Source organism: Candidatus Enterococcus murrayae, assembly GCF_017315985.1.
GTDB lineage: Bacteria > Bacillota > Bacilli > Lactobacillales > Enterococcaceae > Enterococcus_A > Enterococcus_A murrayae.
Map to the genome: position 1 here is coordinate 98,099 of NZ_JAFLVR010000021.1, position 25,090 is coordinate 123,188.

Consider the following 25,090-nt stretch of genomic DNA (forward strand, 5'->3'; position numbering starts at 1 on the left):
TACCTAAATGAAAAAGAGGTGTTGGTGATGGGCTTTTCGATCTTAGTAGCAGATGATGAACAAGGGATTCTTGATTTTGTGACGCTTTATTTGGAAAAGGATGGCTATCAGGTTTTTACGGCAGCGGATGGCGCTGCGGCGTGGGAATGTCTACAGCAGGAAAGCATCGATCTGGCGATTTTAGATATCATGATGCCGAAAATGGATGGCTATCAATTGATCAAGGCGATTCGTTCAGAGAAAAATATCCCCATCATTTTTTTGACTGCCAAAGATGCGAGTGCAGACAAGGTGCTGGGACTAGGAGTTGGCGCAGATGATTACGTCACGAAGCCTTTTGATCCGTTGGAGTTGGTGGCTCGAGTAGAAGCCCAGCTCCGCCGCTTCTATTCCTTGGGTGCGAAGGAAGTCGCTGAACCTGAGACACTGAGCCTCCATGATCTGACACTGGATCTGAATCAATGCTTGCTTTATAAAAATGAGGAATCGTTGAATCTGACTTCGATTGAATTTAAAATTTTACGTTTACTAATGAGCTCCCCGGGCAGAGTTTTTACGAAAAAACAGATTTACGAAGCGGCGTGGGAGGATACTTATATCGTAGATGATAACAATATCATGGTCTACATCAGCCGACTGCGAGATAAGATCGGCGACAGAGAGGGGGCATCTTATATCCAGACGATCCGCGGTCTAGGCTATAAGATGGTGCCATGAAAAAGAAGCCAAAAACATTAGGACGGTTTTTAACTCGAAAATATGTGACAACGTCGCTTTTGCTGATAGCCTTACTGATGATTCTGATCACAATCGCTCAATTTTTCATGAATAGTACGAATGACCTGGCTAAGAATCTAGGTGCTGACACGATCGTTCGGCCAGATTACGAAAAAATAGATATTACAACATTGAATGATGTCGGCGGCTGGGTAGAGATTCTAGATGAAAACAATCGTGTGATTTATACCAAAGGCAAGGTAATGGAGAAAAAGGAGCATTACACCCAGAATCAATTATTGGCAATGGACGGCCTGCAGGCGATTATGAATCATCGTGTCCATCAGATCGGACCCCTATCGCTGACAATAGGAAATATGGATGACAGCTATTTAGCGACTTTTGCTCCCTTTACCGCTAAAAATGGGAAGGAATATATCTGCATCGCCAAGCTGCCCCGCAACCGACTTTGGGGAAATTTCAACATGACCTTTACAAGCTTCAACTCCCCCACTGGTAGAAGAACCTTACGAGGGATCCTTCTCTTGTTGATTCCAAGTTTCCTCATTTTCATTTTCTGCATCTGGCGCTATTCTAAATCTGTCAAGGAGCATCTTGTCGCGCCAAACGAGGTGTTGATGGATGGTCTGCGGGCGATCAATCATGGCGACTACGAGAAGAAGATTCATCTGAATGCAGAGTATGAATACATTGAGATCGAGGATTCCTTCAACCATATGGCCGAGCAGCTGAAGCAGTCAGAACAGCAGCGGCTGGCCTATGAAAAGGAACGGCAACTATTATTTGCCAACATGGCTCATGACCTGCGGACTCCTATCACAACCATCAAAGGTACGGCGAAGGCTGTTGCTGATGGCTTGATTAGTGAAGAAAAGCTGGAACAGACGATGGAGACAATCATTTCTAAAACCGATCACATGAGCGAATTGGTGACTCGCCTGTTGATTTTTTCTAAGCTGGAAAGCCCAGATTATCAGCTTCATTTGCAGGAGCTGGATGTGTCTGAGCTGGTTCGCGAGGTCTTGCTAGAGCAGTTGGAAATCGCGGAAGAAAATGAGATTGAATTGATGTTTGATCTGCCAGAGGAACCCTTAAAGCTGGCGGGTGATGCCGTGGAATTGCGGCGAGTGTTTGATAACTTGATCAGCAATAGTATCCGCCACAACCCAGCTGGGACGATTGTCCATATTCGACTATATACCGAAAACAGTCGCATGATCTTTGAAGTAACGGATAATGGCAGTCAGATTCCTAAGGACCTTCAGGAACAGTTATTTGTGCCTTTTGTCAGCGGCGATGATTCTCGTTCGACCAAAGGCGGCAGCGGCCTAGGTCTGGCGATTAGTAAGAAAATCGTGGAGAAGCATGGCGGAACGATTGCTTTTATTGAATTGAATGATAAAGAAAAGAGGTTTCAGGTGCGTTTATAAGCCTATCTAAAGCTCTCTATTTATTAGAAAAAATCGACCACTAAAAAAAGATTTTTTAGTGGTCGATTTATTTTTTTAACCGTACAAATTAAACTATTTTAACCGGAAACATTTGTGGAATCAATTGTTTTCTCAACCTTAGAAATGAATGTTGGATCTCTCAAATGACTTACTTCGATTAATGATGTTCTGATCCTGATTGCCTGTTTTATTCAAACTCCACTGACCGATGCTCAGCTGCGGAAACACGGATCGCATCTAAAAGCTTCATTAAGCGCAGGATTTCTGTCGGTTTGACGATTAATTCTTCTTTTCCTTCTACGTACTGATTGTAATGATCAAAGAACATTTGATGATTAACCGTCACATCAGGCAATTCTTCAGTGACTAAGCGACCTTCTGGCGGCGGACCAAAGGAACGAGTCGGTCCAGCGGCAGTCATAGTGATTTTCCCAGGTACATTGGTCAACAGCTCACTGGTGCGGACGATCTTTCCTTGCGGATTGAAGCCGTCAACATAGGCACTGCCTTTGTTTCCGCCCGCAAACCAATGGCGTTCAAACCAGGAAGCTTCGTCTTTTAAGAAATACGTTCCTAGTTCTACCTGTCCAGTGATCCCACTGTCAAAATACAGTTGGATATTAAAATAATCGTCAACGTTTTGATTGATGACATTTCGCACATCGGCATAAACCGTTTTCAGCTTGCCGGGGATCATCCACAGCATTTGATCCAGCAGGTGAACGCCCCAATCATAAAGCATCCCACCGCCAAACTCTGGATACACATGCCAATCGTGCATGTTTCCGTTGAAGCCGTACAAACTATTTTTGATCGTATAGATATCGCCTAACGTTTGACTCTCAACAACTTCCTTCATCAAGCGATAATCCTTGTCCCAGCGTCGTTGATGATGGATTGTGAAGCGAACACCCGCCGCTTCTGTGACAGCCATCATTTCCTGAAATTCATTTCCGTTCATCGCGGCAGGCTTTTCTAAAATAATATCCTTTTTCGCTGCCGCTGCTTTTTTCACCATTTCCAGATGGAGGTGATTAGGTACCGCGATAATGACCGTACCGATCTCGGCTTCTGCCAATAATTGATCTGCCTTCAAAAAGGTCTTAGCCTCTGTTGGAACATCATTCAATTGTTCTTTTTGGTTATCACACACTGCTATGAGCTTTCCATAATCAAGCTCCTGGATCATTTTCCCATGAGTTTTTCCCATAAACCCGTAACCGATAATTCCAAAGTTCAGCATGAAGAGCGCTCCTTTCTATTCTTTTTCTACTAAATCAATAATAGACGTCGCTTATGCGAACCGAAGCTCAAGACCTCATCCATATCAGGAGGCATATAAGAAGAACTGAAACGATGATCGATCTCTAAATCATGATATCCCGATTCTAATCCACCATTTTTTTTGACGCGGATAATTGCAGGAGTCAATACATTCCACTGGATATCTCCTATTTTTTCCATCTCTGTCTGAGTATATTCCTCCCCTTCAATTTCCCACAAAATATCTTCTTGATTGATCGCTTCTCCATCGATTTTTACTGAAATCGGACGAATTTGAGATAGCCATAAACCACGGTAGTACATTAATCGTATCTCAAATTGGAAGCCGACTTTTTCATTATCCTCAACGATGTTTTTGAATCCTCTTGATTGAATGCATTCTTTTTCTAACATAGTGCTCCTCACTTTCCTAACAGTTCTTTCATCATAAGCTGGTGACGTTTGATTTGATCGGACGTTTGTCCCGGAACGTCAGCCTTTGCTCCTTCGTATTCACTGATAAGGTATCCGTCCCAGTTGTTGGCAATTAGCATCTCAATGATTTCTTTGTATGGAATTACTACCTCATTGAAGTTCTCATCCATTCGCATGAATTTTGCATGACAGACCAACACATATTTTAACAACGGTATTAATTCTTCTACCTTACTATGCTCACACGGAGGACCTACAAAATCATTCTCACCAAATCCAATCAATGAATTGTCGCCTGTTTGGAAAATACTAAAATCAATATTCAGTCCAAAGAATTTCGTATTTTCTTTTTCAATAAACTCCACATAATCATGGATCATTTTAGAATCTAAAATAGTTGGGCTATGAATCTCCGGACACATCCGAACATCGTATTTTTCTGCCAGGCCTAATGCTCCTTTGATGAATTCACGCCAATTTTTTACCGGAGTCAATGTGTCATCGATTACACCAAGCTTTGTTCTTAGCACTTTGAAGCCAAGCTTATTCGCTAAAATAAAATCTCTCTCCAGCATCTCAATACTTTCTTTTGTATCTAGTTCTCTGCCTTTGTATAGACGAGAATCTACCCAATGACCATATTCAGCCGGCTCAAGATTGTATTGAGCCAGCTTACCATGCCACTCTTCGATCCACTGATCGCTAACATTTGGGTATTTGGGAATGTGAGAATTGGCTAGAATTTCAACTCCTGTAGCACCTGTGTCTTGAATGTCCTGCAAAATATCATCAAAGTCCATAGAAATGCCGTAAACTTTATTGTAGCTATAGGCAGTGACCCCTCGTTTAATGTTATGTGTCATCTTTTTTCCTCCTAAATATCCTGATTAATCAAATTCAATGACTTTTCCTGTTTTAGCTGATTGATAGATTGCTTCCAGTATCTGGGTCACAACAATAGCTTGTTCAGGTTTGACAAGCGGATCTTCTCCTGTTTTGATTGCATCAATCCATTGTCTAGCTTCTACATCACGTTGTTCTTTCGATTCACCACTGAAACCAAATACACCGCCGGTTTCAGATGGCTGGGATTGCTCCAACTGATTATGGTCAGCCTTATTAAACACGACATACCCTTCGTCTAAGTAGGCTTTGCCAAACATTTCTGCTCCTGCTTCCGTTCCGCACAATGTAACCTGCGCCTCTTTTGGCTGAATCATGTTTAGGGCCCAAGCCGCTTCTAAAAAGATCGTCGCACCATTTTCCATTTTGATTAAGCCAAAAGCTGAATCTTCTGTTTCAAATGATTCTGGATTCCATGGACCAAACATATTGGCCATTGGATTGTCTTTCAGCTTCTGATAAGTAGAACCTAAAACCATTTTTGGCTTGTAATTATCCATAAACCATAATGTCAAATCTAGTGCATGGGTCCCGATATCAATCAATGGACCTCCGCCTTGTTTCTCTTTGTCAGGAAAAACGCCCCATGTCGGGACACCTTTTCTTCGAACAGCGTGAGCTTTGGCAAAATAAATCTCTCCTAGCTCACCTTTCTGACAGGCCTCATGTGTGACTAAGGAATCAGATCTGAAACGATTTTGGTAGCCAATCGTTAGCTTTTTCCCCGTTCGTTTCGCTGCTTCTAACATTTTTTGAGCTTCCTCATAATTGATCGCCATTGGTTTTTCACACAGCACATGCTTGCCCGCTTCCAAAGCGTCTACAGTAATGAACGAATGTGAAATATTTGGTGTTAGTACATGGACAATATCAATACTTTTCTCGTTTAACAGTTCCTTGTAGTCCGCTGTAACTAAGGCGTCCGCACTTCCATATTGTTGAGCAGCTTCTTTTGCCCGATCAATTTCGATATCACAAAAAGCCGACATTTCTACTTCATCTGCTAATTTTGCTAATGCCGGGAAATGCTTGCTGTGAGCAATTCCGCCGCATCCAATAATTCCAAATCTTAATTTTGTCATTTTTTTCTTCTCCATAAATACATAGTTCCTAGTTTATTCATCATCCTAACGCTCCAATAATCTTCAAACATGACCAATCAAATCGAAATGTCCGTTAAAATACTATCTGAGCGGCAGCAAATCCTTTTAATGGTCATCCACTATTCGCCTAAAGTTTGTTCAACACGTCGTTCATCCAGCTGCTTTCTGATAGTATCTGCATCCGAATCTGACATTTTCCAAAAGAAGCATAGTCCAGCAGCTGCAAAGAATAAGAATGCCGGCAATAAATTTGTAACCAGATTGATTCCCTGAAGCGCTTCTGGTGTTTGCTGCGCATTGGCTTGATAGCCGAAATAGCCCATAATGATCAAGCCAACTGATGCGCCGATAGCATTTCCTAATTTCGTTGCCAATCCATATGTTGCATAGGCAGTCCCATCCGTCCGAATACCTGTTTTTAGTTCCTGATAATCCACCGCATCCGCAATCATTGAAAGTGTAATTGGCGCTCCCATGTTGAATAATCCAAATAGGATATGGCCAAAAACAATCAATGGAAGATTATCGAAATCCGCAAAATAGATAATCAACAATGCGATTCCTTGAACAACTAAGGGAATTGCCAACATCTTTATTTTTCCAAAACGTCGAACCAAAGGTACTACCAGCATTGAACCGATGACTCCCCCAATAGAAGGTATCGTCATCAACAATGCAATCAGAGTGAAAGCTCCCAAACAATAAATGACATAGTAGCTGGTTAGTGCGATTCTCCCCATAAAACCTGACATCTGTAAAACCATAATTCCAAATAAGAGCATTAAATACTTATTTCCAACAATATTTTTAAACGTTTCTTTGATAGGGACCTTTCGTTTATCATCAGCTACCTTAATGATTTCTCTACTTGAAGCAAAAACAGCAAAGAACATCGGAACCGAGATAATGGCATAAATCACCGCTGTCGCAAAATAGCCTCGTCCAGTCGCTACTTCAGATCCCTCCGAAAATCTCAACATAATGAAAGAAGAGCAGAAGTTCACGATGATCATGCCCACATTCATTCCTGCCGAACGCCAAGCATTTAGTTCATTTCTCTCATTCGCGTCCTCGGTCATCACACCCGGCAAAGCACCGTACGGAATATTTACTAGCGTATAGAGCATTCCTGCGACTACATAAGTGACAGCAGCCCAAGCAACACCGGCAGTCCCGTTTCCAAAGGGAGCTGTGAAGGTCAGTACTGTAGCTGCAGCAAGAAACGGCGTCCCAAACAAAATGTACGGTCTAAACCTCCCCCATTTACTCTTAGTTCTTTCTGCAACACTCCCCATCATAGGATCATTAATACCATCCCACAATCGAGCACATAACATAATAACCGACACAACCCCTGGAGCTAGCCCAACAACGTCTGTATAAAATACCGTCAAGTATGTACCAGTAAACGTCCAAACGAACTGGCTGGCCAAATCTCCCATCCCATAAAGCATCATGCGTCCTCTAGAAATCTTTTTCTTTTGAACAGTTGTAGGTTCAATATCCATTTCTCTTTCAGCCATTGTAATCCTCCATTTTCATGTAGTTGTAATCGATTACAATTACATATTAATCACTTTCGAAGCTTTCTTCTTAATACGAAAAAGAAAAAAGCATAGTACTCATATGACTGTTTCCATTGGGTTGTTTATTTTGAACACATTCAAATCACTTCTTTTTGACCTTTCAAATGTACAATATGCGTAAAAAAAGACACAACTGCATTCAACAGTTATGTCTGGTTTCGACGAAAATCAACCAATAAGGCCTCATGTGATTCTAGTTCAACAGAAAAGCTCAGTATGCGATTTTGAGCTTCGACAATGCTCTTAGTAAGATCAGGCCTTGATCTATGCCAAAGAAAATCGATCTCTTCTTTAGAAAGCTCCTTATTTTCCCCTAGCTCAACGATCCTCTCCAGCAAGCTGCCATGATCTCTCCCCATCTTAAAGGATAGAATCGTATAGTATCCAGGTTCGACATTTTCAATTTTTAAATCCCATCTCTTTTTTTTCTTACTTTTGAAAATCGAGTAAATATTTTTTTCATGGAAGTCTCCCTCGCTATTGTAATAATAGGTCGCATTTAGGTGATTATAGAAATAGAATAAACCAGAAAAATGATGGTCATTTTTTTTAGTAAAACACACCTCTTTATCCTTATAGATCACCTCTGAAAATAAACGGTCTAGAAAATCAAACGCGTAATAAGCAGATTTTGGAATCCCTGTTTTTGTAAGTATGCCTGCTCCTCCAAAAATTTCCTGTTCATTCGTATCATATGAAGTAACCGATATATCTGACAATAGCCAATAGCCCATCATATATACTTCTTTCTTTACATCAAGAATATTTTTTATAATGTAGGTCATTTTAAACGCCGTATCATTTATGATGTGCCGATTCAAAATTGTGACATTGAATTCTGTAATAAGCAAAGGAAGATCGCTCTTAAATTTGTACAGTATCTTTTTGAACTCTTTTACACTGTTGATCATATATTCCGTATCTGGGGAAATGGGGTTGGATCTTTTTCCTGTATAAAGTGAATGAGTAATCTCGTCCATATGAAATAAGGAAAGGCTAAAATAATCCGGATAGGTGCCCATTTTTTGCCAGCTTAACAGAAAATTTTCTATATCTTCCTTTTCGAGATCTAAACTTAACCCGCATCCGCCAATCATTATTTTGGAATTGACCGCTTTAATCTCATTGTAGACCTTCTTGAAAAACCACAAGTACCCCTCAGTATTTGAAATATCGATCACTTTATTTTCGGATCTGATTTTCATCAAATCAGATAAACTATTCGTTTTTACCACGATTTCGCTCGGCTTCCATATTTCTACTATCCATTTGTCTAATGCGGTTTCTCCATACTTGTTCTTACAATGCTCAAAGAAAACCGTGCATCTTTCAAGGATATCTTCAATCGTATTCGAATAGAGAGTATACGGTGTATGGATAATCGGCTCACCATGCGTCTTATAAATTGTCTTTCCTTTAAATCCTAGTTCAATAAAGGGAATCATCCCCGCATCAATGATCGAAGACAAGATCATATCTACTTTAGTGAAATCATACCTGCCTTCTATTTTTGGAAAAACACTGTTACTTAATAAGCCCCATAATCTTCCGTAATCAAAAAAATTACTATCAGATACCTTTTCTAGCTGTTGGTAATACCCAGACATGAGGATATCCTCAGCATAACCGAGATTAATCAACGACTTATCCAAATCATTTTTTTCTGATAGTCCATTATTCAATAAAAGATTTTCTTCAATTAAGTGCTTCTTTTCTTTCCCAAAATAAGCTTTTAAATAGGTTAGGTCTTCTTCCTGCAGATTTTTTTTGGAAGCCAATTTTACATTTGCTTTAACTTCACTTCTATACTCACTAGGTGTGAGTCCTTGATATTTTTTAAACAGCCGATTGAATGAGTTGATATTGTTAAATCCAGCAGCAAAAGCAATATCTGTAATAGACTTTTCTGTTTCTAATAAATCAATCCTCACTTTTTCTAATCTTTTTTCAATTAGATACTCTGTCATTGATTTTCCAAACTGTTTTGTAAAGCTTCTGGAAAGGTAATGTTGAGAAACGTACATTTTGTCGGCTATTTCAGAAATACGGATGTCTTGATCAAAATTATTATCCAGAAAACTCTTCAATTCTATTACTTTCTTTGCCATTGTTTTTGCAGTAGTTAATTTACTACGATGAATATAATTATCTTCGAGTAGTTCAAGTAAAGAGAAATATTGCTTCAATACACTCGACACCTTGCTCTTTTCTTTAAATATGTATGATTCGATCAACCCATTGATTTCCGATTTTATTTCAGTATCTACTAAAGAACCTTCTGACACTGAGTTTCCAGAAAATATCAGATCATAATTATTATCTTCAATCTCATCAACTACAGAATAGTTAAACGAGAGTTCAAATACTTTTGAGGAAGCATTGATTGATAAATCATGAGGAATAGACCGGGATAGCAACATAAAATCATCCTTTTTCAAGGAGACTGTATGGGTGTCATATGCTATTTCGACTTCACCGACAAGAACATAAATAATGTGAACATTGCTATCGTAATAATGCACCTTTTCATTTTTTTGGACTAATCTAATTTGCATCATATTCCAAGGATCCGTATATTTCATCTGTTCAATCTCCTTTATCCGCGATACGTCAATACTTTACCCATGAATCGTTAAAACCCTTTCAAACAAAAGTATAGCATATTTATTTGGACAGATTTTTCTCGTTTTTATCGTTATGAATCGAAAAAAGAAGAAATGGAAACATGGAAAAATCAATCGATCCACAGGTCTTTTCGAAAAATACTTTATAAAATTAAAGTAAACGATCAGATTTCTTTAAATCATTAAAGAAATTTGTTCGTTCGCTTTTTTATTTGTGTTATATACTATTTTGACGTTTCTTTCGACAAGGCGATTTTTTTAAGCGGGTTCCACATTCTCACTCAACAATTTGTACCAACGATGTATACTTTAGATAAAGAGGGAAAGGAGTTATTCCTATGGATAGTAAAAAAAGAAAACTTCGCTTGGTTGGAAATTCCGTTATGATCTCCGTATCAAAAGATTTTTTGGCTAAGAATAATCTAACTATTGGAGAGACCGTATTCCTTGATGAGGATAAATTGAAAGAAGCGATCACTAAAATAAATACCCATGATGATTCGAAAATCGATTTTCTAATGAATCAGTCTATACAAGAACACCATGAGACCTATAAGGATTTAGTTGATTTATGAGTTATGAATGCCTTAACTGTTTTGTACTAATCAAAATAAAACGATCCTCCTAGCCAGGACCTGATTCATTCTCTGTCTTGGGCAGAAAGATCGATTCATTGTTGTTGAGTCTTTGATTTAAAACTTATTTTTTGGCGGTAAAACCATTTCTGCCATTTGAAGCCTCTCCACTTGAGAGTCAAACTCCTCTTTCAAGAATTTTTCTCGTGTGTCATCGTCCTTTGGATCGACAGTGATTGTGCAAACTTCTGTGTCGACATATAACTTCCCGTTTTCTAAATAAATTTTACCAAAGCTATTTTTAAAATACATATTTTATTCCCCCTCTGTTTAAAAATAAGATACGCAATTTTATCTTCATATATTTTCTCATTACCATCGTTCCGAATGGGAAGCATAACCAATTCAAAGGTCTTTCCAAAAAATACTTTACAAAATTAAAGTAAACGAACAGATTTCTTTAAATTATTAAAGAAATCTGTTCGTTCGCTTTTTTATTTTTTCTTTATACTATTTTTGACGCTTCTTTGAATATTGATAATGTAGCGAAAAGAGGCTGTAGAGATTGTCAAAAATCCCCACAGCCCTCACTTTTTTTAAGACTGAATCTATCTATTTTCAAACGCCCGACTCTCTTCCAGCGAATCAAGTGGTTTCTTTGCATAGAAGTAGCAAACAATCAAAATAATCGCGATCGTTAGTATTCCTGTCTCGCCTACTAAGTACGGTTTGTTTTGACCACCGATGGATTGGTCTAATAGAATTTGAATGACGAAATTGTGTGCAAAATGGAACACTGCAGCGGGCCATACGCTTTTTGATTTGAGGCTTAAATAAGACATTGGATAGGACATGGCGATACATTGGATTACATAGATCGGAACCTGATACCAAACGGGAATGCTGGAGACATAGCCAGTGACTATCAGCGGCAGATGCCAGATAGCCCAGATACAACCTGTGAGAAATGCCCCCTTGCGATAGCCAAAAAGCTCAAACATTTCACGATTTAAGAAGCCGCGCCAACCGATTTCTTCTCCTAAAGCGGTAATAAAAAAGATGGCTATATACAAGAGTAGGATTAACGGCTGACTTAAAAGGGTTCGGAGTGTATTGCCTGTAATAACACCATTTCCTCGCATAATTAGATAGATTCCATAGGACGAAAGACTATATAAAAGTGGAATCTCTATGCCTGATAACACGTATTTCAATTTCCCTTTTTTTAGATTGAACATTTTCTCATCACGATGATAAAGCCGCTTGACGATGATCGCAGCAATTCCTGGACACCACATCAATAGATATGACATATTCATTATTTGATAGTTGATAATCAGTACATAGAAGATTGTGCTCAATGCAAAGCAGAGAATCAGAAAAGTGATCACTGCCTTTTTAGTATTTCTCATAAACGTTTCCTTTCGATAGTTTTCATTTTTATTTTGTTGAAAAGCGCATAGTGTTTCACTCTTCAGGTGGTCGTTTCACTTTTGTTAGGCAATGTCTGCATCAGCATACAACTGTGCCCCGGCAAACAATAAAAGCGCGTCTAGGATGACCCAAAATAGCAGAACCATCCCTACAGTCATTATAGGAAATTCCCAAAATCTTGATAGCATGGAAAAGGCAGACAATGGGTCGCAAAGCGTCAGCCACTCGGCTTTTGGAAATAGCTGATAGATTTGATAGGTGACGGACGGAAAAGCAATCAAGCCAATTAAATAGGTCGTAATGGTGATACTTGTTTTCTTGGTAAAAACGAGCAAGCCATTTCCAATAGCGATCATCCCGATATACAACGGTGTAGATAAGAGTATCTGGACCAGAATTCTTGTGATAAGGGTTAGATTGAAGCCGCCAAATCCAAACAAAATTGTCCCTGCTGCAAAGCTTACTACTAAGCATAGTATGGTGTAGGTTAAGCAGCATAGAAATCCGGTGACACATTTCGCAAAAAAGACATTCCTTCGATCAACAAAATAGGACAAGCTGTTGCGAATTGTTCCGGTGGAATATTCAGCACCCAGCACCGCCACAGCGAAGGCTAAAATAAAGAATGGAAATAGCCCGTCGTCCCGCATCTGCTGAACGAATTCTGCTCCGTTTCCAGGTAATGACCTCGCGGCACTAGCAGTGGATTGAACACCGACACCTCCGAAACCGCTGCTGGAACCCAGCATGTTGACTCCTGTAATGACGATAATGATTATTCCCGCTAGAAAGACATTGCGGACCGCTGATCCTTTCTTTATTCGAAAAATATCTGATTTAATTATATTAACCATCGTTTGTGCTCCCTCATGCTATTTCATCTATGACACTAATGAAATAGTCTTCCAAATTTATTTTTATTTCGTTTGACGAATAGATTTTTATCCCATTGGAACTTAGCAGATCGATCACCTTGGACGTATCCTTATGGAAATCAAATAGTCGAATCTCTTCGGTCGAATGAACCTCAAACTGCTTCGTACTCATCGTTGACTGAATGATTTCACCAGCCTTCACCGCGCTGCTCACCTTCATAGAGATATACCCTTGCGTATTTTTGTTCAGCTCTTCCTTAGTAAATTCCTTCAATAGTGCTCCGCGATGGATAATGCCATATCTTGTGGCTATTTGAGTTAACTCTGAAAGAATATGACTGGAAATTAAGATGGTGATCTTTTTTTCCTGATTTAGCTTACTAATGATTTCGCGAAACTCGATCATTCCTGTTGGATCTAATCCATTGATCGGCTCATCTAGAATCAATAATTCAGGATCGCCCATGATTGCTAACGCAAGCCCCAGACGTTGCTTCATTCCAAGGGAAAACTGATTAAATCTCTTACTTCCGGTCGCATCTAGATTGACTAATTTCAGAACCCGTTCGATTTCATTTTCGTCTGCGATCCCTCTTTGAATGCGATAATAGTTCAGATTTTCTCGTGCTGTCATTTTTGGAAAGAAGGCAGGTGTTTCGATCATCGCACCGATTTTTTTTCTCGCGTTGATCAGGTCCTGCTCTTCGCCGCTTCCAAAAAGCTCAAGCGTTCCATTTGTTGGATGGATCAACGAGGTGATCAGCCGTAACAGGGTGGTTTTTCCTGCCCCGTTTTGACCAATAAATCCATAGATATCCCCCTTTTCCAACGTCATATGTATATTTTTAACGCCTGCGTTACCAGAATATTTTTTTGTTAAATTATTCGTCTTCAAAATCGTTGCCTTCATTTTATGACTCCCCTTCTCTGTGCCTTCCTCACCCACATCATTGAAATGTGGTGGTCTCACTATAACGACTCAACCTATAATGAACCTTGAATTAGGGAGCGATTCCTCAGCAAAATAAAAAATCGGCTGATATGTCATCCTCATATCAACCGATCGAATCTCTTCTATTTAATTTTTTTCAACTGAGGTCAAGCTTTTCTTCCCTTCTCAGTTGCTCCCTTTTAATTGTCGTAATAGTTAATGAACATGTGCCTTGAAGGAGTGCCCAATCGATTTATTGGAAGCGGCACCGTCCAGCTCACAATAAAACAACCCGAAATTTCTATTGGCAGCTGCCAATGATCGCTGGTCCCTTCTTACAGTCTCTTTAACGGCAGACGAATCGTAAACTCTGTCGCCTCATTCACTGTACTTTCGACGTCGATTTTTCCACCTAATTGGTCCACAATGTTTTGCGCAATAGATAAGCCCAAGCCATAGCTGCCTTCGTATTTTTGACGAACCTCGTTTGTGCGATAGAAACGATCGAAAATTTTGGGCAGATCCTCTTTCGCGATTCCATCGCCAGTGTTTCGAAAAACAATCACGCACTCTCGTCCTTTTGCTTCTAGTAAAACATCAAATGAGCCATGCTTGTTCGTATATTTGCTGGCATTATCAATGAAGAGATCAAAGAGCTGCTGCAGCATGATCTCATCGGTTTTTGCTGTCAATTTCATTAGCTTCTTGTTGACCGTAATCCCTTTTTCCTCGAATTTTGTTTCGTAATTGGTCAACGCATTGGCCAGCAACTGGTCCAATTGAATATTTGTAAGAGTTAACTGATCGAAGCTGCTGTCGGCTTTTGCGACCGTAAGCAATTTATTTACCAGCCCATTCATTCGCTTGGTTCCGCTGGAGATATTGTCCAGCCATTTTAGCTGATCGCTGATGGTCTCTTCTTGACTAGCATAAAGAACATCGACATTTGTCGAAATGATACTCAATGGTGTCTTCAATTCGTGTGAAGCGTCGGCGATAAACTGCTTTTGCTTTTTCCAGGCCTCCTCCATCGGACGAATCGCGCGATTAGTAAAGAAAAGGATCACTAAAAAGAAAAGAAGCATTAATCCGAGGCCGACAATGACCAAAGTGGTCGCCAAAGAAGACAAGCTTTTCTTCGCGTCCGTGACGTCTAAAAAACGCATAAGATACGTTTCATCATTCTTCCTGATCTCTTTATCCTGATCATTGCTGCCATAATCAAAATTAGCGATGGCTGGAGCGACAATGTATTGCCATTCTCGCCCATTCATTTTAATCACGCCGCCCTCTTGCTGCTTCCAAGCATGCTTCGCTGCTTTGTTGTACTGCTTTTTGGACAGCTTTAAGGCTGAATCCACCATGATCGGTTTGCCGGTTTTATCTACCAGCATATTGAAATAGACGCCTGCGCCGGTCACGATTCGATTGATTTCTACTGCATCATCGCTCTTTTCATCGAAGGTCACCTTGCCGCCGGTGATCCGCAGCTGCTCTGCCTGATTCAATTTTTCATAGGTATCTGACTTTTGGTTTAGATAGGTAGTCATAAAAATTGTGGAGAAGGCTATGATTAAAATGACGGCCACAAATCCAGTCGTCATCGCGATCAATCGTTTTCTAAACTGATTAATCATAGTCGTCACCCTTCGCAAAATCTAGCCGATAGCCTAGATTCCGCACAACCGTGATTTGCGTCACACTCTCCACTTGCCGCAACTTCTTTCGCAAAAGCGACATATGCATCTCTACATGATTGTATTCCGCCTCTGAATCATAGCCCCAGACCTTTTCGATGATTCGATCCTTCGAGGACAGCTGCGGATAATTTGCTATTAGGAGTTCCAAAATATTGGCCTCTTTTTTTGTTAGATTCAGTTCGCCGGACTGGGTCTTCAAGCGCAAATTGTACGGATTCAATTCAAAATCCCCAAAGGAAAGAAGCCCATCGATTTTAAACGACCCTTTTCGTCTGCTTAAGGCCTTTAATCGGGCTAATAATTCCTGATACTGGAACGGTTTGCATAGATAATCGTCTGCCCCGCTGTTCAGCCCATCCACTCGATCCTCCAGCTCTCCTTTTGCTGTTAACATGAGAATTGGAATTTCTATCCCGGCCTCCCGCGCTTCTTTTAAAATCGTCAAGCCGTCCTTGTTTGGAAGCATGATATCTAAAATGGCTAAATCATAGACACCTGAAAGAAGACAATCTAATCCATAAACGCCTTCTTCTGCTATATCTACTAAATATCCTTGTTTTTTTAATATTTGAGCCGTTGCCTCAGCTAACATCGCCTCATCTTCAACTAGTAAAAGCTTCATTCATCGTCCTCCTTAAAACCTAGACTCTACCTAATTATAAAGGACGAACCTCTAATGAAGCTTGAATCGCAAAAATAACACGAGTAATAAAACTGTTCTTTACCTAAAATAAATAATTTCACCCTCCTTCGTTGATACTACAGCTTCATTATAGGTTCACCCCCTATAGTAGCATTATCAATAAATGAAATGAGGTCGTTAACATGAACAACAGAAAACCCAAATCCTCTCGCTCTACGTTCCTAAGTTCTATTCCTTTCACAGCCAGAGTCCTCGCACTCACTCTTTTGATCGGACTTTCCGTTGTCTCCTATAATATTGGAAAAGCTGTCACAGAGGTAAAAAACAGTAGCCAAACAGAAGTGAACTTTCCCAATAAACAAACCCAGAAAACCAATGTGGATGATGTGAAAATTCGTCGAAACAATGGGAAATGGGAGTTTTCTTCGGATGAAGGAATTTCGTGGTCAACAACGCCGCCCGATGGAATCTACGAAGACGAAGATGGGCGCCTCCACTACAAGAATTCTAAATCAAAAAGTATTACCAGCACGTCCAATCAGAACACCTTCAGATTCCCCTTTAGCGACAAGGAAAACGGCGTGATCATGAAACAGGAGGAGGATAAATGGACATTCTCCTCTGACGGCGGAAAAACTTGGACAGAAGAAGCTCCTGAGGGCGTAAAAGTCGATAAAAATGGCAAATTAACTTGGAAAAGCAAGGATGGCAAAAAAGTCTCTGAGTTTGATCCAAAGGAAAATCAGTGGAAATATTCAGAAGACGGTGGAAAAACCTGGTCAGATCCGTTGAAGGAGATCGACGATTGGCTGGAAAACGGCTTCACTGTCCCAGTCGAAGGCGGAGTCTCGATGAAAATCAAGGATGGCAAAATCCAATACTCGACAGATGGCGGGAAAACCTGGACTGATGAAGCACCTGAAGGCTTCAAGGATAAAGTAAAATCAATCCTCACCAAGCAATCTGAAGATGGAAAAACACTTTATTCCACTGATGGCGGCAAGACCTGGACAGAAGAAAAACCTGAGGGCTACGAAATTCCCAGCATCCAAGATATTCTAGATGACATTCCGGGTGATCTCCTGCCAAACGATGAGGATCTAGGCGAAGGCCAAGCCACAGCGATTTAACCAGTTGAACAAATAAACGTGTTAGCGCTCTTGGCTAACACGTTTATTTGTTTTGACATTTTTTAAATAGTAGATAAAATTCTTTGAACGATACTATCGACCGAGAGGCCATTTTGAATAAGCAGCTCATTCGCGTCGTAGCGGTCGTGGAATTGCTTGTCTATTCCATAATTGAGTACCTTCAGCTCACTATCGCCAAGATAGCTTGCCACTGTTTGACCATAGCCTCCCTCTAAAATACCATCCTCCAGCGTGACAACTGTCTGATGCTCCTTTTCTAAGCTGTCCAGTAGTTGCTTATCCAAGCCTGAAATGAATTTTGGATTGATAATCGTTGCTTTAATACCGTGAGCCTCACTTAATTTATCAGCGACCTTAACTGCCAGCTCGTAGAAATTTCCCAAGCCAAATAATGCGACCTGCGAGCCTGTTTGTGTCACTTCATTTTTATTAAGGCGTGAGTAATCGGTGGTATCCGCCGCTCTGACTTCCTTTAGTTTTCCGACTGGCACGCGAATCGCAACCGGATGATCGGATTGTTCGATCGACCAATCCAGCATAGCTAAATATTCTTCCTTATTTGTCGGTGCTAAGTATACGATATTCGGAATATGACTCAAAAACGGAATATCAAAAATGCCCAAATGGCTCTCGTCATTCATGCCATTCACCGATGCGCTGAAAACCAATATCGTGCCAGGCAGATTATTTAAGGCCAAGTCATGCGAAATTTGATCATAGCTTCGCTGCATGAAGGTGGAGAATACTGCCCAGACCGGCTTTGCACCATTTTGAGCTAGTCCAGCAGTCATCGTCATCGCATGTTCCTCCGCGATCCCAACATCCACAAACTGCTTGCCGATTTTCTTTCGTTGTTCTTGAGAAAATAGCATCATGGGCGTGCCGCCATTTATCGCAACAACTTTGGGATCAGCCGCCATTTTTTCCATTAGAAAATCAGCGGTCACACTGTTATAGGTTGCCCCAGCTCCTCCCGCTGAAAGATATTCTCCTGTTTCTAAACTAAATGGTCCGCCTGCATGGAAGGCTTCACGATTCTCCTCTGCCAGCTTGAAACCAGCACCTTTGATCGTATGCACATGAAGCACAACAGGATGATCGCTGTCTTTTACCGTCTTAAATAGATCGATCATCTCCTTCACATCATTTCCGGCATCTAAATAATGATACTCAAATCCCAAAGCCTTGAAGAAATTATCCTGTGCTGCACCTTTAGAGGCTCTCAGATTTTTGAGGTTCTGGTAAAGGCCGCCATGATTTTCTGCGATGGACTGATCATTATCATTCACGATCACGATCGTATTGGTGGCTTGTTCGACAATATTGTTGAGTCCCTCATAGGCAAGACCGCCAGATAGTGAGCCATCCCCGATGATCGCGACAACATTATAGTCCTCCTGTTTTAAGTCGCGTGCCTTTGCGACCCCATTTGCCAGTGAAAGCGAGGTCGAAGTATGGCCAATTGAAAAAAGATCATGGGCACTTTCCAGCGGGTTCGTGTAGCCTGATACATCCTCATAGTGCGCTGGATCTGTGAAGGCCTGCCCTCTTCCCGTCAGCATCTTATGGATATAAGTTTGATGAGACACATCGAATACAAATTTATCCTTTGGTGAATCAAAAACATAATGCAGTGCAATCGTCATCTCCACCACACCGAGATTCGGTCCATTATGGCCGCCATGCTGGCTGACCTTTCGGAGCAATGCCTCTCTTGCCTCATTCACAAGGATTTTCAGCTCTTCTATCGACATTTCTTTTAACTCTTTAGGACTTTTTATTTTTTCTAATAACACAGTGTTCCTCCATCTATTCATCGTTGGACATTCTATGGAACCTCCAACAAACGTTTTTAAATTCCGGTATTCGTCCTTCTAATTCTTTGGATCAAAAGAACGACAGATTGATTTTTTAATTTTTAATACCAATCATGCTTTTCATGGCGGTCTAGGGCATTGATTTGCTTCATCTCCTCCTTGGTCAGCTCGAAATCATACAGTTCTGTATTTTCCTGAATATGATCCGGGTTGCTTGAACCGGGAATGACGACCACTCCTTTTTGCAGATTCCAGCGGAGAATGACCTGTGCCGCAGACTTTTTGTGCTTTTCAGCAATTTTGACGATCGTCTCATCTCCCAGCAATTCACGAGTATGCCCTCGACCACCAAGGGGATACCAGCCCTGAACGACGATGCCGAGGCTATGAATGTACTCGATCACCTCATCATCCTGATAATACGGATGGATCTCGTTTTGCACGAGTGCCGGAGTCGTTTCGACCTGCGGCAGGAATTCCTTGAGCTCCTTGATGTACCAATTGGATAATCCGATCGAACGAATTTTTCCTTGCTTGACTGCCTGCTCCATCGCCTTATAGGCGGCAACATCGCCATCCCCCGGATGATGCAGCAGCATCAGATCAATGTACTCAATATCCAGCTTTTTCATCGCTTCATCGATCGCCGCCTCCGGATCATTGAACTGATTAGGGTACAGCTTTGTCGTCACAAATAGCTCATCTCTAGGGATGCCCGATTTCCGAACAGCCGCTCCCACACTTTCCTCATTATGGTACATAAACGCCGTATCAATTAAACGGACCCCGCGGGACATTGCTTCTGTTAACGCATTTTCGCATTCTTCCTCCAGCAAGCTGTAAGTACCGATGCCATTTAGAGGTATTTCATACCCGCTATTGAGCATTACGGTTTGCGTTTCAAAATTAAATGCTCTTTCTGCCATTTTTTTCTCTCCCTCCTTCGCCTTCGTGGTTGGGGTTGGATCGTTACCAGCCTGTTGAGTCGTTTCACCGCAAGCAGCAAGGCCAAAACATACACTTAAGAAAACGATAAAAACAACCGCTCTTTTCATCCATCTCGCCCCCCAGCCAATAATTTTTTTCATTTTATCACCTAAAGTCAGGTTTAGGTCAAATCAAATTCTGTGTTTTTTGTATGAATAGTTGAATTCTCTTGCCCTCTTCCACTAATCTGATTGAGAGTCGCTATACGCAGGAGCTACTAGCCTCAATGCGGCCCCCAGCCAATATTTTGGGATTCCCGAACGCTTTAGTGTTTTTGCGGCGATGGGGTTCAATGCTGTTTTAGGGGTGTATCTATTTCGGGATTTTGCTGAAAAGTAAATCGAAGGTGATCAAATTGAGCACTGCTGATCAAGAGAAGACTTGCCGGCTTTGTTATGCTTTTTCTAAAGACAATAATGAAAAGAGGACACCCTTATGACAAGAATAGCCGACATCATGCTCAAGCAGCTCCCTGAACAACACATGCTGACGCATCGTAAAACCATCAACTTCTTCGCAGAATACGCAGATTTTATGGGCGAGACGATCAACGATATCCTCCAGCTGATCGAAGAAAACAAGGCATTGCCCAGCAGCGGACCAATCGTCTGCTTTCACAATATTGACTTAGAGAAACTAGATGTTGAGATCGGCTTTGCTACCCCCAGATCAATTGAAGCAAAGGATGAAATTCGCTCGTTGACTCATCCGATTCGCACAGTCGCACTGACTATTGATCGCGGCCCCTACGAAAAGCAAGATCCGACATTGGAAGAACTCATGCAATGGGTGCCTGACCATGATTATCAGGCCATCGGCGGAATTTACTATCATTATCTGAATGGTGAAGAACAGTCTGAAAATGACTATTTAACTGAGATGTATCTTCCTATTAAGAAGCAGGAAGACTAATCGATAACCCATCTACCCATTTTCACGGAGAAATGGGTTATTTTTTGTCCGCTTATTAGGTGGAAAAGGCCCCATTGAAATTTGTGATATCGATATTGTTTTGTGCTATATGCTGATAGATCAATGCTTACAGCCTGCTCACTGGTTTGAGCTTAATACGGACTGGATGCTACAATGTAGCTATAGAAAAGATCGTGACCTTATTGGGCGAAACTACTTCTAATTCTAAATTTTTACTTGTGTTTGTATAAAAAAAGGATTGTGACCACTCGGGCAAAACCAAAAAAGCAGGAGACGCTTCTCTCATTCGTCCTGTTATTTGGTTTATTTTTATGCCTGAAAGATTGAAAGGAGATTTAGGTTGAAAATTATAGTAGAAAAAAATTACGAAGAAATGAGTCAGATGGCGGCTACCTACATGCTGCATTATATGACTAAAAATCGCCCAGTAAACTTAGCGATTACAGCTGGCAGAACCCCGAAAAGAATGTATGAGCTGTTAGTACCGCTCGTAAAAAATCGGCCCTGCTTCAAAAATGTTCATTATTACAATTTTGATGAGATTCCCTTTAAAGGCTTAGATTGCGAACCTGTAACAATCAGTCATTTGCGCGAAAGTTACTTTACTCCCGCTCGAATTCCTGAAGAGAACATTCATCCCTTGACAATGGAAAACTATGCGGAGCACGACGCAAATCTGCGCGCTGTGAACGGGCTCGACATGATCATGATCGGCTTAGGTGCTGATGGTCATTACTGCGGCAATTCACCAGGAGCCACCAAATTCGGTGATTCGACGGTCAAAGGAAAAATTCTTCCTGAAGAGATCCAATCCATCGCCGATACCGATATGAATGGCGACACGTCCCTCGTTCCAGACGAATTTGTCACGATGGGACCAAAAAGTGTCATGAACGCCAAAAATATTGTCCTGATCGTTAATGGCAGCGAAAAAGCGGAAATGGTAAAACGAATCCTCGAAGGCGAAGTGGATGAGATGGTTCCTGCTTCGATCCTGCCGCTGCACCCATCCTTAACCGTCATTCTGGATGCGGAAGCCGCAGCCCTGTTAAGTCCCAAAACACTTTCTGTCTATCGTTAGGCAAGACAAAAAACGAGGTGGTAAACATGAAGATTGTCAAGCCCTTAAATAACAATGTTGTTTTAGCTGTCAATAATAGCAATGAAGAAGTTGTCCTTATGGGAAAAGGCGTCGCTTATCAAAAGAAGGTCGGCGATTCCATCGATGCCGAGGACGCAGAAAAGGTCTTCACGCTCACAAATGAATTAGTAACCAAACAACTTCAAGAGCTGCTCACTAGTTTGCCACCTGAATATGTCATGCTGGCAGATCGTGTGATTTCTCATGCAAAAAAAGTTTTAAACAAGGAGTTAAGTGAAAGCCTATATATCTCACTGGCGGATCACATTTTTTCCTCTGTCCAGCGTTTCATCGGAGGAAACGTCACTAAAAATGTCATGCTTTGGGACATCCAACGCTTCTACGCTAGCGAGTACCAGATCGGGCTGTTGACCTTGGAATGGATCAACGAAAGCTTCAAGGTTCAGCTTCCCGAGGACGAAGCCGGACTCATCGCCCTGCACATCGTCGACGCAGAATTAAATACAGAGGAATCCATCGCCAACGAAGTCACCCAACTGATCCAAGAAATATCCAATTTCGTCCGCTATCATTTTAAAATGGATTTTTCGCCGGATTCGGTTTCCTATTTTCGTTTTGTGACGCATTTAAAATTCTTCGCAAAGCGCTTCTTTACGATGGATAAGCAGCCAGCAGAAACAGATCCTGATCTGTTCTCATTGGTGACCGCGAAGTATCCGGACGCCTTCGAATGTGTGAAGAAAATCGAGGAGTTCCTGCACAGAAAATATCAGTTTACGATCACTGAAGATGATCAACTATACTTAACGATTCACATTGAAAAATTGATCAAAGAAGCTCGCGGATAGCGAGCCCATACATACACAAGTAAAACGTAGTACGTGGATGGTGACATTTAGTTGGCCAAACCTTCATTTTAAGAAATGGAGGAAAGAAAAATGACAGAAAAATATCAAGCACTAGCAGAAACAATCATCGAAAAGGTTGGCGGGAAGGAAAATATTAACAGCCTCGCCCATTGTATTACCCGATTGCGTTTTAAACTGAAGGATGAAGCCCTCGCAGACACCGATTTTCTCAAAAACATGGAGGGAATCGTGACCGTCATGCAAAGCGGCGGACAATACCAAGTCGTTATCGGAAACCATGTAACAGATGTCTACGATACTATTTTAGGACTAGGCGTCAGTAAGGTTTCCGAAAATCCGGCTCCTGCTAAAAAGCAAAACCCTTTTGACGCGTTTATCGATATCGTATCCAGTATTTTTACTCCCGTTTTAGGTTTGCTTTGCGCTACAGGGATGATCAAGGGCTTCGCGTCGATGTTCCTTTCCATCGGCTGGCTGTCAGATCAATCAGGAACCTTTATTATTCTCAATGCTCTAGGCGATTCACTCTTTTATTTTTTCCCGATCTTCTTAGGCTATACCGCCGCGGAAAAATTTAAGCTGAATCACTTCGTCGGAATGGCGATCGGAGCAAGCCTGCTGCATCCAACCATCGGCTCGATTAACGCCTTAGAGCCTTTATTCACTATTTTTGGCGGCAGCTTCATGGAATCGCCCATTCACGCTACCTTCTTAGGGGTTCCTGTCATTTTGATGGATTATGCCTCTAGTGTTGTCCCGATCCTGATCGCGACCTATGTAGGATCAAAAATTGAAAAGGGCTTCTCAAAAATCATTCCTGATGTGATCAAGATGTTTGCTTTGCCGTTATTGACCTTATTATGTATCGTGCCTTTAACCTTCATCGTCATCGGTCCGATCGCTACTTGGGTCAGTCAATTGATCGGTTCAGGATTCCTGGCAATTTATGACCTAAGTCCCGTAGTCTCTGGTGTGATTCTGGGCGGCTTCTGGCAAATTATGGTTATTTTCGGTCTTCATTGGGGGATCATTCCGATCGCGCTCAACAATTTAGCTATTTACGGACAGGATACGTTACTAAGTTTGATCGTGCCTGCCTCCTTCGCTCAAATCGGCGTTGTTTTGGCTTTAATGCTGAGAACAAAGGATAAGAAAACAAAAACGCTGGCCTTCCCTGCCTTTATCTCAGGTGTTTTCGGGATCACAGAACCAGCGATTTACGGGATTACCTTGCCTAAAAAATGGCCGTTCATTTATAGCTGTATCGGTGCTGCAGTCGGCGGTGCAATTACAGGCGGCACGCGGACACTTAATTTCGTTTCTGGCGGATTAGGAATTTTTGAATTACCGAGCTACGTAGATCCGAAAAACGGAATCAATCATTCCTTCTATATGTGTCTATTGGCAATGATCGTCGCGTTCATCGTCGGCTTCGCGCTCGAGTTTTTCCTATTTAAGGAAGAAGTGAAGCCCGTTGAAGCAGCACCTGCTCATCCGATAAATCATACAAAGCTGTCAAGTCCGATCGAAGGCCAGGTTATCCCGCTTTCACAAATCAATGATGAGGCCTTTGCTTCTGAATTATTGGGAGTCGGTGTCGCGATCGAGTCGACAGATGGCAGAGTCGTCGCACCAGCAGACGGAACCATCACCTCCTTTTTCCCAACCGGTCACGCTTTGGGCTTTACTACCGATGAGGGAATCGAGCTGCTGATCCACATTGGACTGGATACCGTTCAATTAGAAGGAAAGCACTTTACAACGTTTGCCAAACAAGGCGAAAAAGTGAAGGCTGGACAGCTGCTGCTGGAATACGATGTAGAGTCCATAAAAAAAGCCGGCTACGATTTGACCAGCCCGGTAGTTATTACCAATCCTAAAGACTTTTTAGATATCATCATCAATGAGGAGGACACTATCTCCCTCTCCGAAGAGCTCTTTACGATCGTACTTTCATAGACAAAAAAGCA

22 protein-coding genes are annotated in these 25,090 nt (G+C 41.4%); 8 read left to right on the forward strand and 14 right to left on the reverse strand.

What is annotated here, in order from left to right; translation table 11 throughout:
- The first annotated feature begins 27 nt into the window (after window positions 1–27).
- Both JZO85_RS10155 and JZO85_RS10160 read left to right on the forward strand, forming a co-directional pair.
- Window positions 28–717: a response regulator transcription factor gene (locus tag JZO85_RS10155; protein ID WP_207108407.1), complete on the forward strand. Its 690-nt coding sequence runs from the start codon at window positions 28–30 to the stop codon at window positions 715–717.
- Window positions 714–2,168, forward strand: a complete 1,455-nt coding sequence (locus JZO85_RS10160) for a sensor histidine kinase (protein ID WP_207108408.1) — start codon at window positions 714–716, stop codon at window positions 2,166–2,168. Before JZO85_RS10155 ends, JZO85_RS10160 begins: the two co-directional genes overlap by 4 nt.
- 208 nt (window positions 2,169–2,376) lie before the next feature.
- Here JZO85_RS10160 and JZO85_RS10165 read toward each other — a convergent pair whose 3' ends face one another.
- The 6 genes from JZO85_RS10165 to JZO85_RS10190 all read right to left on the reverse strand — a co-directional run bounded on the left by JZO85_RS10165 (window position 2,377) and on the right by JZO85_RS10190 (window position 10,061).
- The gene (locus JZO85_RS10165; RefSeq protein ID WP_207108409.1) at window positions 2,377–3,432 is read right to left on the reverse strand and encodes a Gfo/Idh/MocA family protein; all 1,056 of its coding nucleotides are present in this window, start codon (window positions 3,430–3,432) and stop codon (window positions 2,377–2,379) included.
- A gap of 29 nt (window positions 3,433–3,461) precedes the next feature.
- The gene (locus tag JZO85_RS10170) at window positions 3,462–3,866 is read right to left on the reverse strand and encodes a C-glycoside deglycosidase beta subunit domain-containing protein (RefSeq protein WP_207108410.1); all 405 of its coding nucleotides are present in this window, start codon (window positions 3,864–3,866) and stop codon (window positions 3,462–3,464) included.
- Window positions 3,867–3,874: 8 nt separating this feature from the next.
- A complete protein-coding gene (locus tag JZO85_RS10175) occupies window positions 3,875–4,750 on the reverse strand; it encodes a sugar phosphate isomerase/epimerase family protein (RefSeq protein WP_207108411.1) in 876 nt (291 codons plus the stop codon).
- A gap of 24 nt (window positions 4,751–4,774) precedes the next feature.
- Complete coding sequence (locus JZO85_RS10180; protein ID WP_207108412.1) at window positions 4,775–5,872, reverse strand: Gfo/Idh/MocA family protein; 1,098 nt, start codon at window positions 5,870–5,872, stop codon at window positions 4,775–4,777.
- A 140-nt stretch (window positions 5,873–6,012) separates the two neighbouring features.
- A complete protein-coding gene (locus JZO85_RS10185) occupies window positions 6,013–7,416 on the reverse strand; it encodes an MFS transporter (RefSeq protein WP_242550311.1) in 1,404 nt (467 codons plus the stop codon).
- A gap of 209 nt (window positions 7,417–7,625) precedes the next feature.
- Window positions 7,626–10,061, reverse strand: a complete 2,436-nt coding sequence (locus JZO85_RS10190; RefSeq protein WP_207108413.1) for a GH39 family glycosyl hydrolase — start codon at window positions 10,059–10,061, stop codon at window positions 7,626–7,628.
- Window positions 10,062–10,441: 380 nt separating this feature from the next.
- On the opposite strand from JZO85_RS10190, the gene JZO85_RS10195 reads away from it, so the two are divergent.
- Window positions 10,442–10,678 (forward strand): AbrB/MazE/SpoVT family DNA-binding domain-containing protein, encoded by a 237-nt coding sequence (locus tag JZO85_RS10195; RefSeq protein WP_207108414.1) that lies wholly within the window; start codon window positions 10,442–10,444, stop codon window positions 10,676–10,678.
- 117 nt (window positions 10,679–10,795) lie between these two features.
- Here JZO85_RS10195 and JZO85_RS10200 read toward each other — a convergent pair whose 3' ends face one another.
- From JZO85_RS10200 to JZO85_RS10225, 6 genes are all read right to left on the reverse strand, one after another.
- Window positions 10,796–10,990: a hypothetical protein gene (locus JZO85_RS10200; RefSeq protein ID WP_207108415.1), complete on the reverse strand. Its 195-nt coding sequence runs from the start codon at window positions 10,988–10,990 to the stop codon at window positions 10,796–10,798.
- A gap of 296 nt (window positions 10,991–11,286) precedes the next feature.
- Window positions 11,287–12,090 (reverse strand): CPBP family intramembrane glutamic endopeptidase, encoded by an 804-nt coding sequence (locus JZO85_RS10205; protein ID WP_207108416.1) that lies wholly within the window; start codon window positions 12,088–12,090, stop codon window positions 11,287–11,289.
- Window positions 12,091–12,174: 84 nt separating this feature from the next.
- On the reverse strand, window positions 12,175–12,966 hold the full coding sequence (locus tag JZO85_RS10210; RefSeq protein WP_207108417.1) for an ABC transporter permease: 792 nt from the start codon (window positions 12,964–12,966) through the stop codon (window positions 12,175–12,177).
- Between the two features lie 13 nt (window positions 12,967–12,979).
- Window positions 12,980–13,897 carry an ATP-binding cassette domain-containing protein gene (locus JZO85_RS10215; protein WP_207108418.1) on the reverse strand — a complete coding sequence of 306 codons (918 nt, stop codon included), beginning with the start codon at window positions 13,895–13,897 and terminating at the stop codon, window positions 12,980–12,982.
- Between the two features lie 356 nt (window positions 13,898–14,253).
- A complete protein-coding gene (locus tag JZO85_RS10220; protein ID WP_207108419.1) occupies window positions 14,254–15,555 on the reverse strand; it encodes a sensor histidine kinase in 1,302 nt (433 codons plus the stop codon).
- Window positions 15,548–16,240, reverse strand: a complete 693-nt coding sequence (locus JZO85_RS10225; protein ID WP_207108420.1) for a response regulator transcription factor — start codon at window positions 16,238–16,240, stop codon at window positions 15,548–15,550. The genes JZO85_RS10220 and JZO85_RS10225 overlap by 8 nt, the downstream gene beginning before the upstream one ends.
- A gap of 203 nt (window positions 16,241–16,443) precedes the next feature.
- Here JZO85_RS10225 and JZO85_RS10230 point away from each other — a divergent pair, with 203 nt between their 5' ends.
- Window positions 16,444–17,391: a beta propeller repeat protein gene (locus JZO85_RS10230; RefSeq protein ID WP_207108421.1), complete on the forward strand. Its 948-nt coding sequence runs from the start codon at window positions 16,444–16,446 to the stop codon at window positions 17,389–17,391.
- Between the two features lie 62 nt (window positions 17,392–17,453).
- Here the strand turns inward: JZO85_RS10230 and JZO85_RS10235 are convergent, their stop codons facing one another.
- Window positions 17,454–19,208: a 1-deoxy-D-xylulose-5-phosphate synthase gene (locus JZO85_RS10235; RefSeq protein ID WP_207108422.1), complete on the reverse strand. Its 1,755-nt coding sequence runs from the start codon at window positions 19,206–19,208 to the stop codon at window positions 17,454–17,456.
- 122 nt (window positions 19,209–19,330) lie between these two features.
- The gene (locus tag JZO85_RS10240) at window positions 19,331–20,317 is read right to left on the reverse strand and encodes an aldo/keto reductase family protein (protein WP_207108423.1); all 987 of its coding nucleotides are present in this window, start codon (window positions 20,315–20,317) and stop codon (window positions 19,331–19,333) included.
- 334 nt (window positions 20,318–20,651) lie between these two features.
- Here JZO85_RS10240 and JZO85_RS10245 point away from each other — a divergent pair, with 334 nt between their 5' ends.
- From JZO85_RS10245 to JZO85_RS10260, 4 genes are all read left to right on the forward strand, one after another.
- Window positions 20,652–21,128: a GyrI-like domain-containing protein gene (locus JZO85_RS10245; protein ID WP_207108424.1), complete on the forward strand. Its 477-nt coding sequence runs from the start codon at window positions 20,652–20,654 to the stop codon at window positions 21,126–21,128.
- A gap of 361 nt (window positions 21,129–21,489) precedes the next feature.
- Entirely contained in the window at window positions 21,490–22,230 is a 741-nt protein-coding gene (locus tag JZO85_RS10250; RefSeq protein ID WP_207108425.1) for a glucosamine-6-phosphate deaminase, read from the forward strand.
- 26 nt (window positions 22,231–22,256) lie between these two features.
- Window positions 22,257–23,099: a BglG family transcription antiterminator LicT gene (licT, locus tag JZO85_RS10255; protein ID WP_207108426.1), complete on the forward strand. Its 843-nt coding sequence runs from the start codon at window positions 22,257–22,259 to the stop codon at window positions 23,097–23,099.
- Between the two features lie 90 nt (window positions 23,100–23,189).
- A complete protein-coding gene (locus tag JZO85_RS10260; RefSeq protein ID WP_207108427.1) occupies window positions 23,190–25,079 on the forward strand; it encodes a beta-glucoside-specific PTS transporter subunit IIABC in 1,890 nt (629 codons plus the stop codon).
- Window positions 25,080–25,090 lie beyond the last annotated feature (11 nt).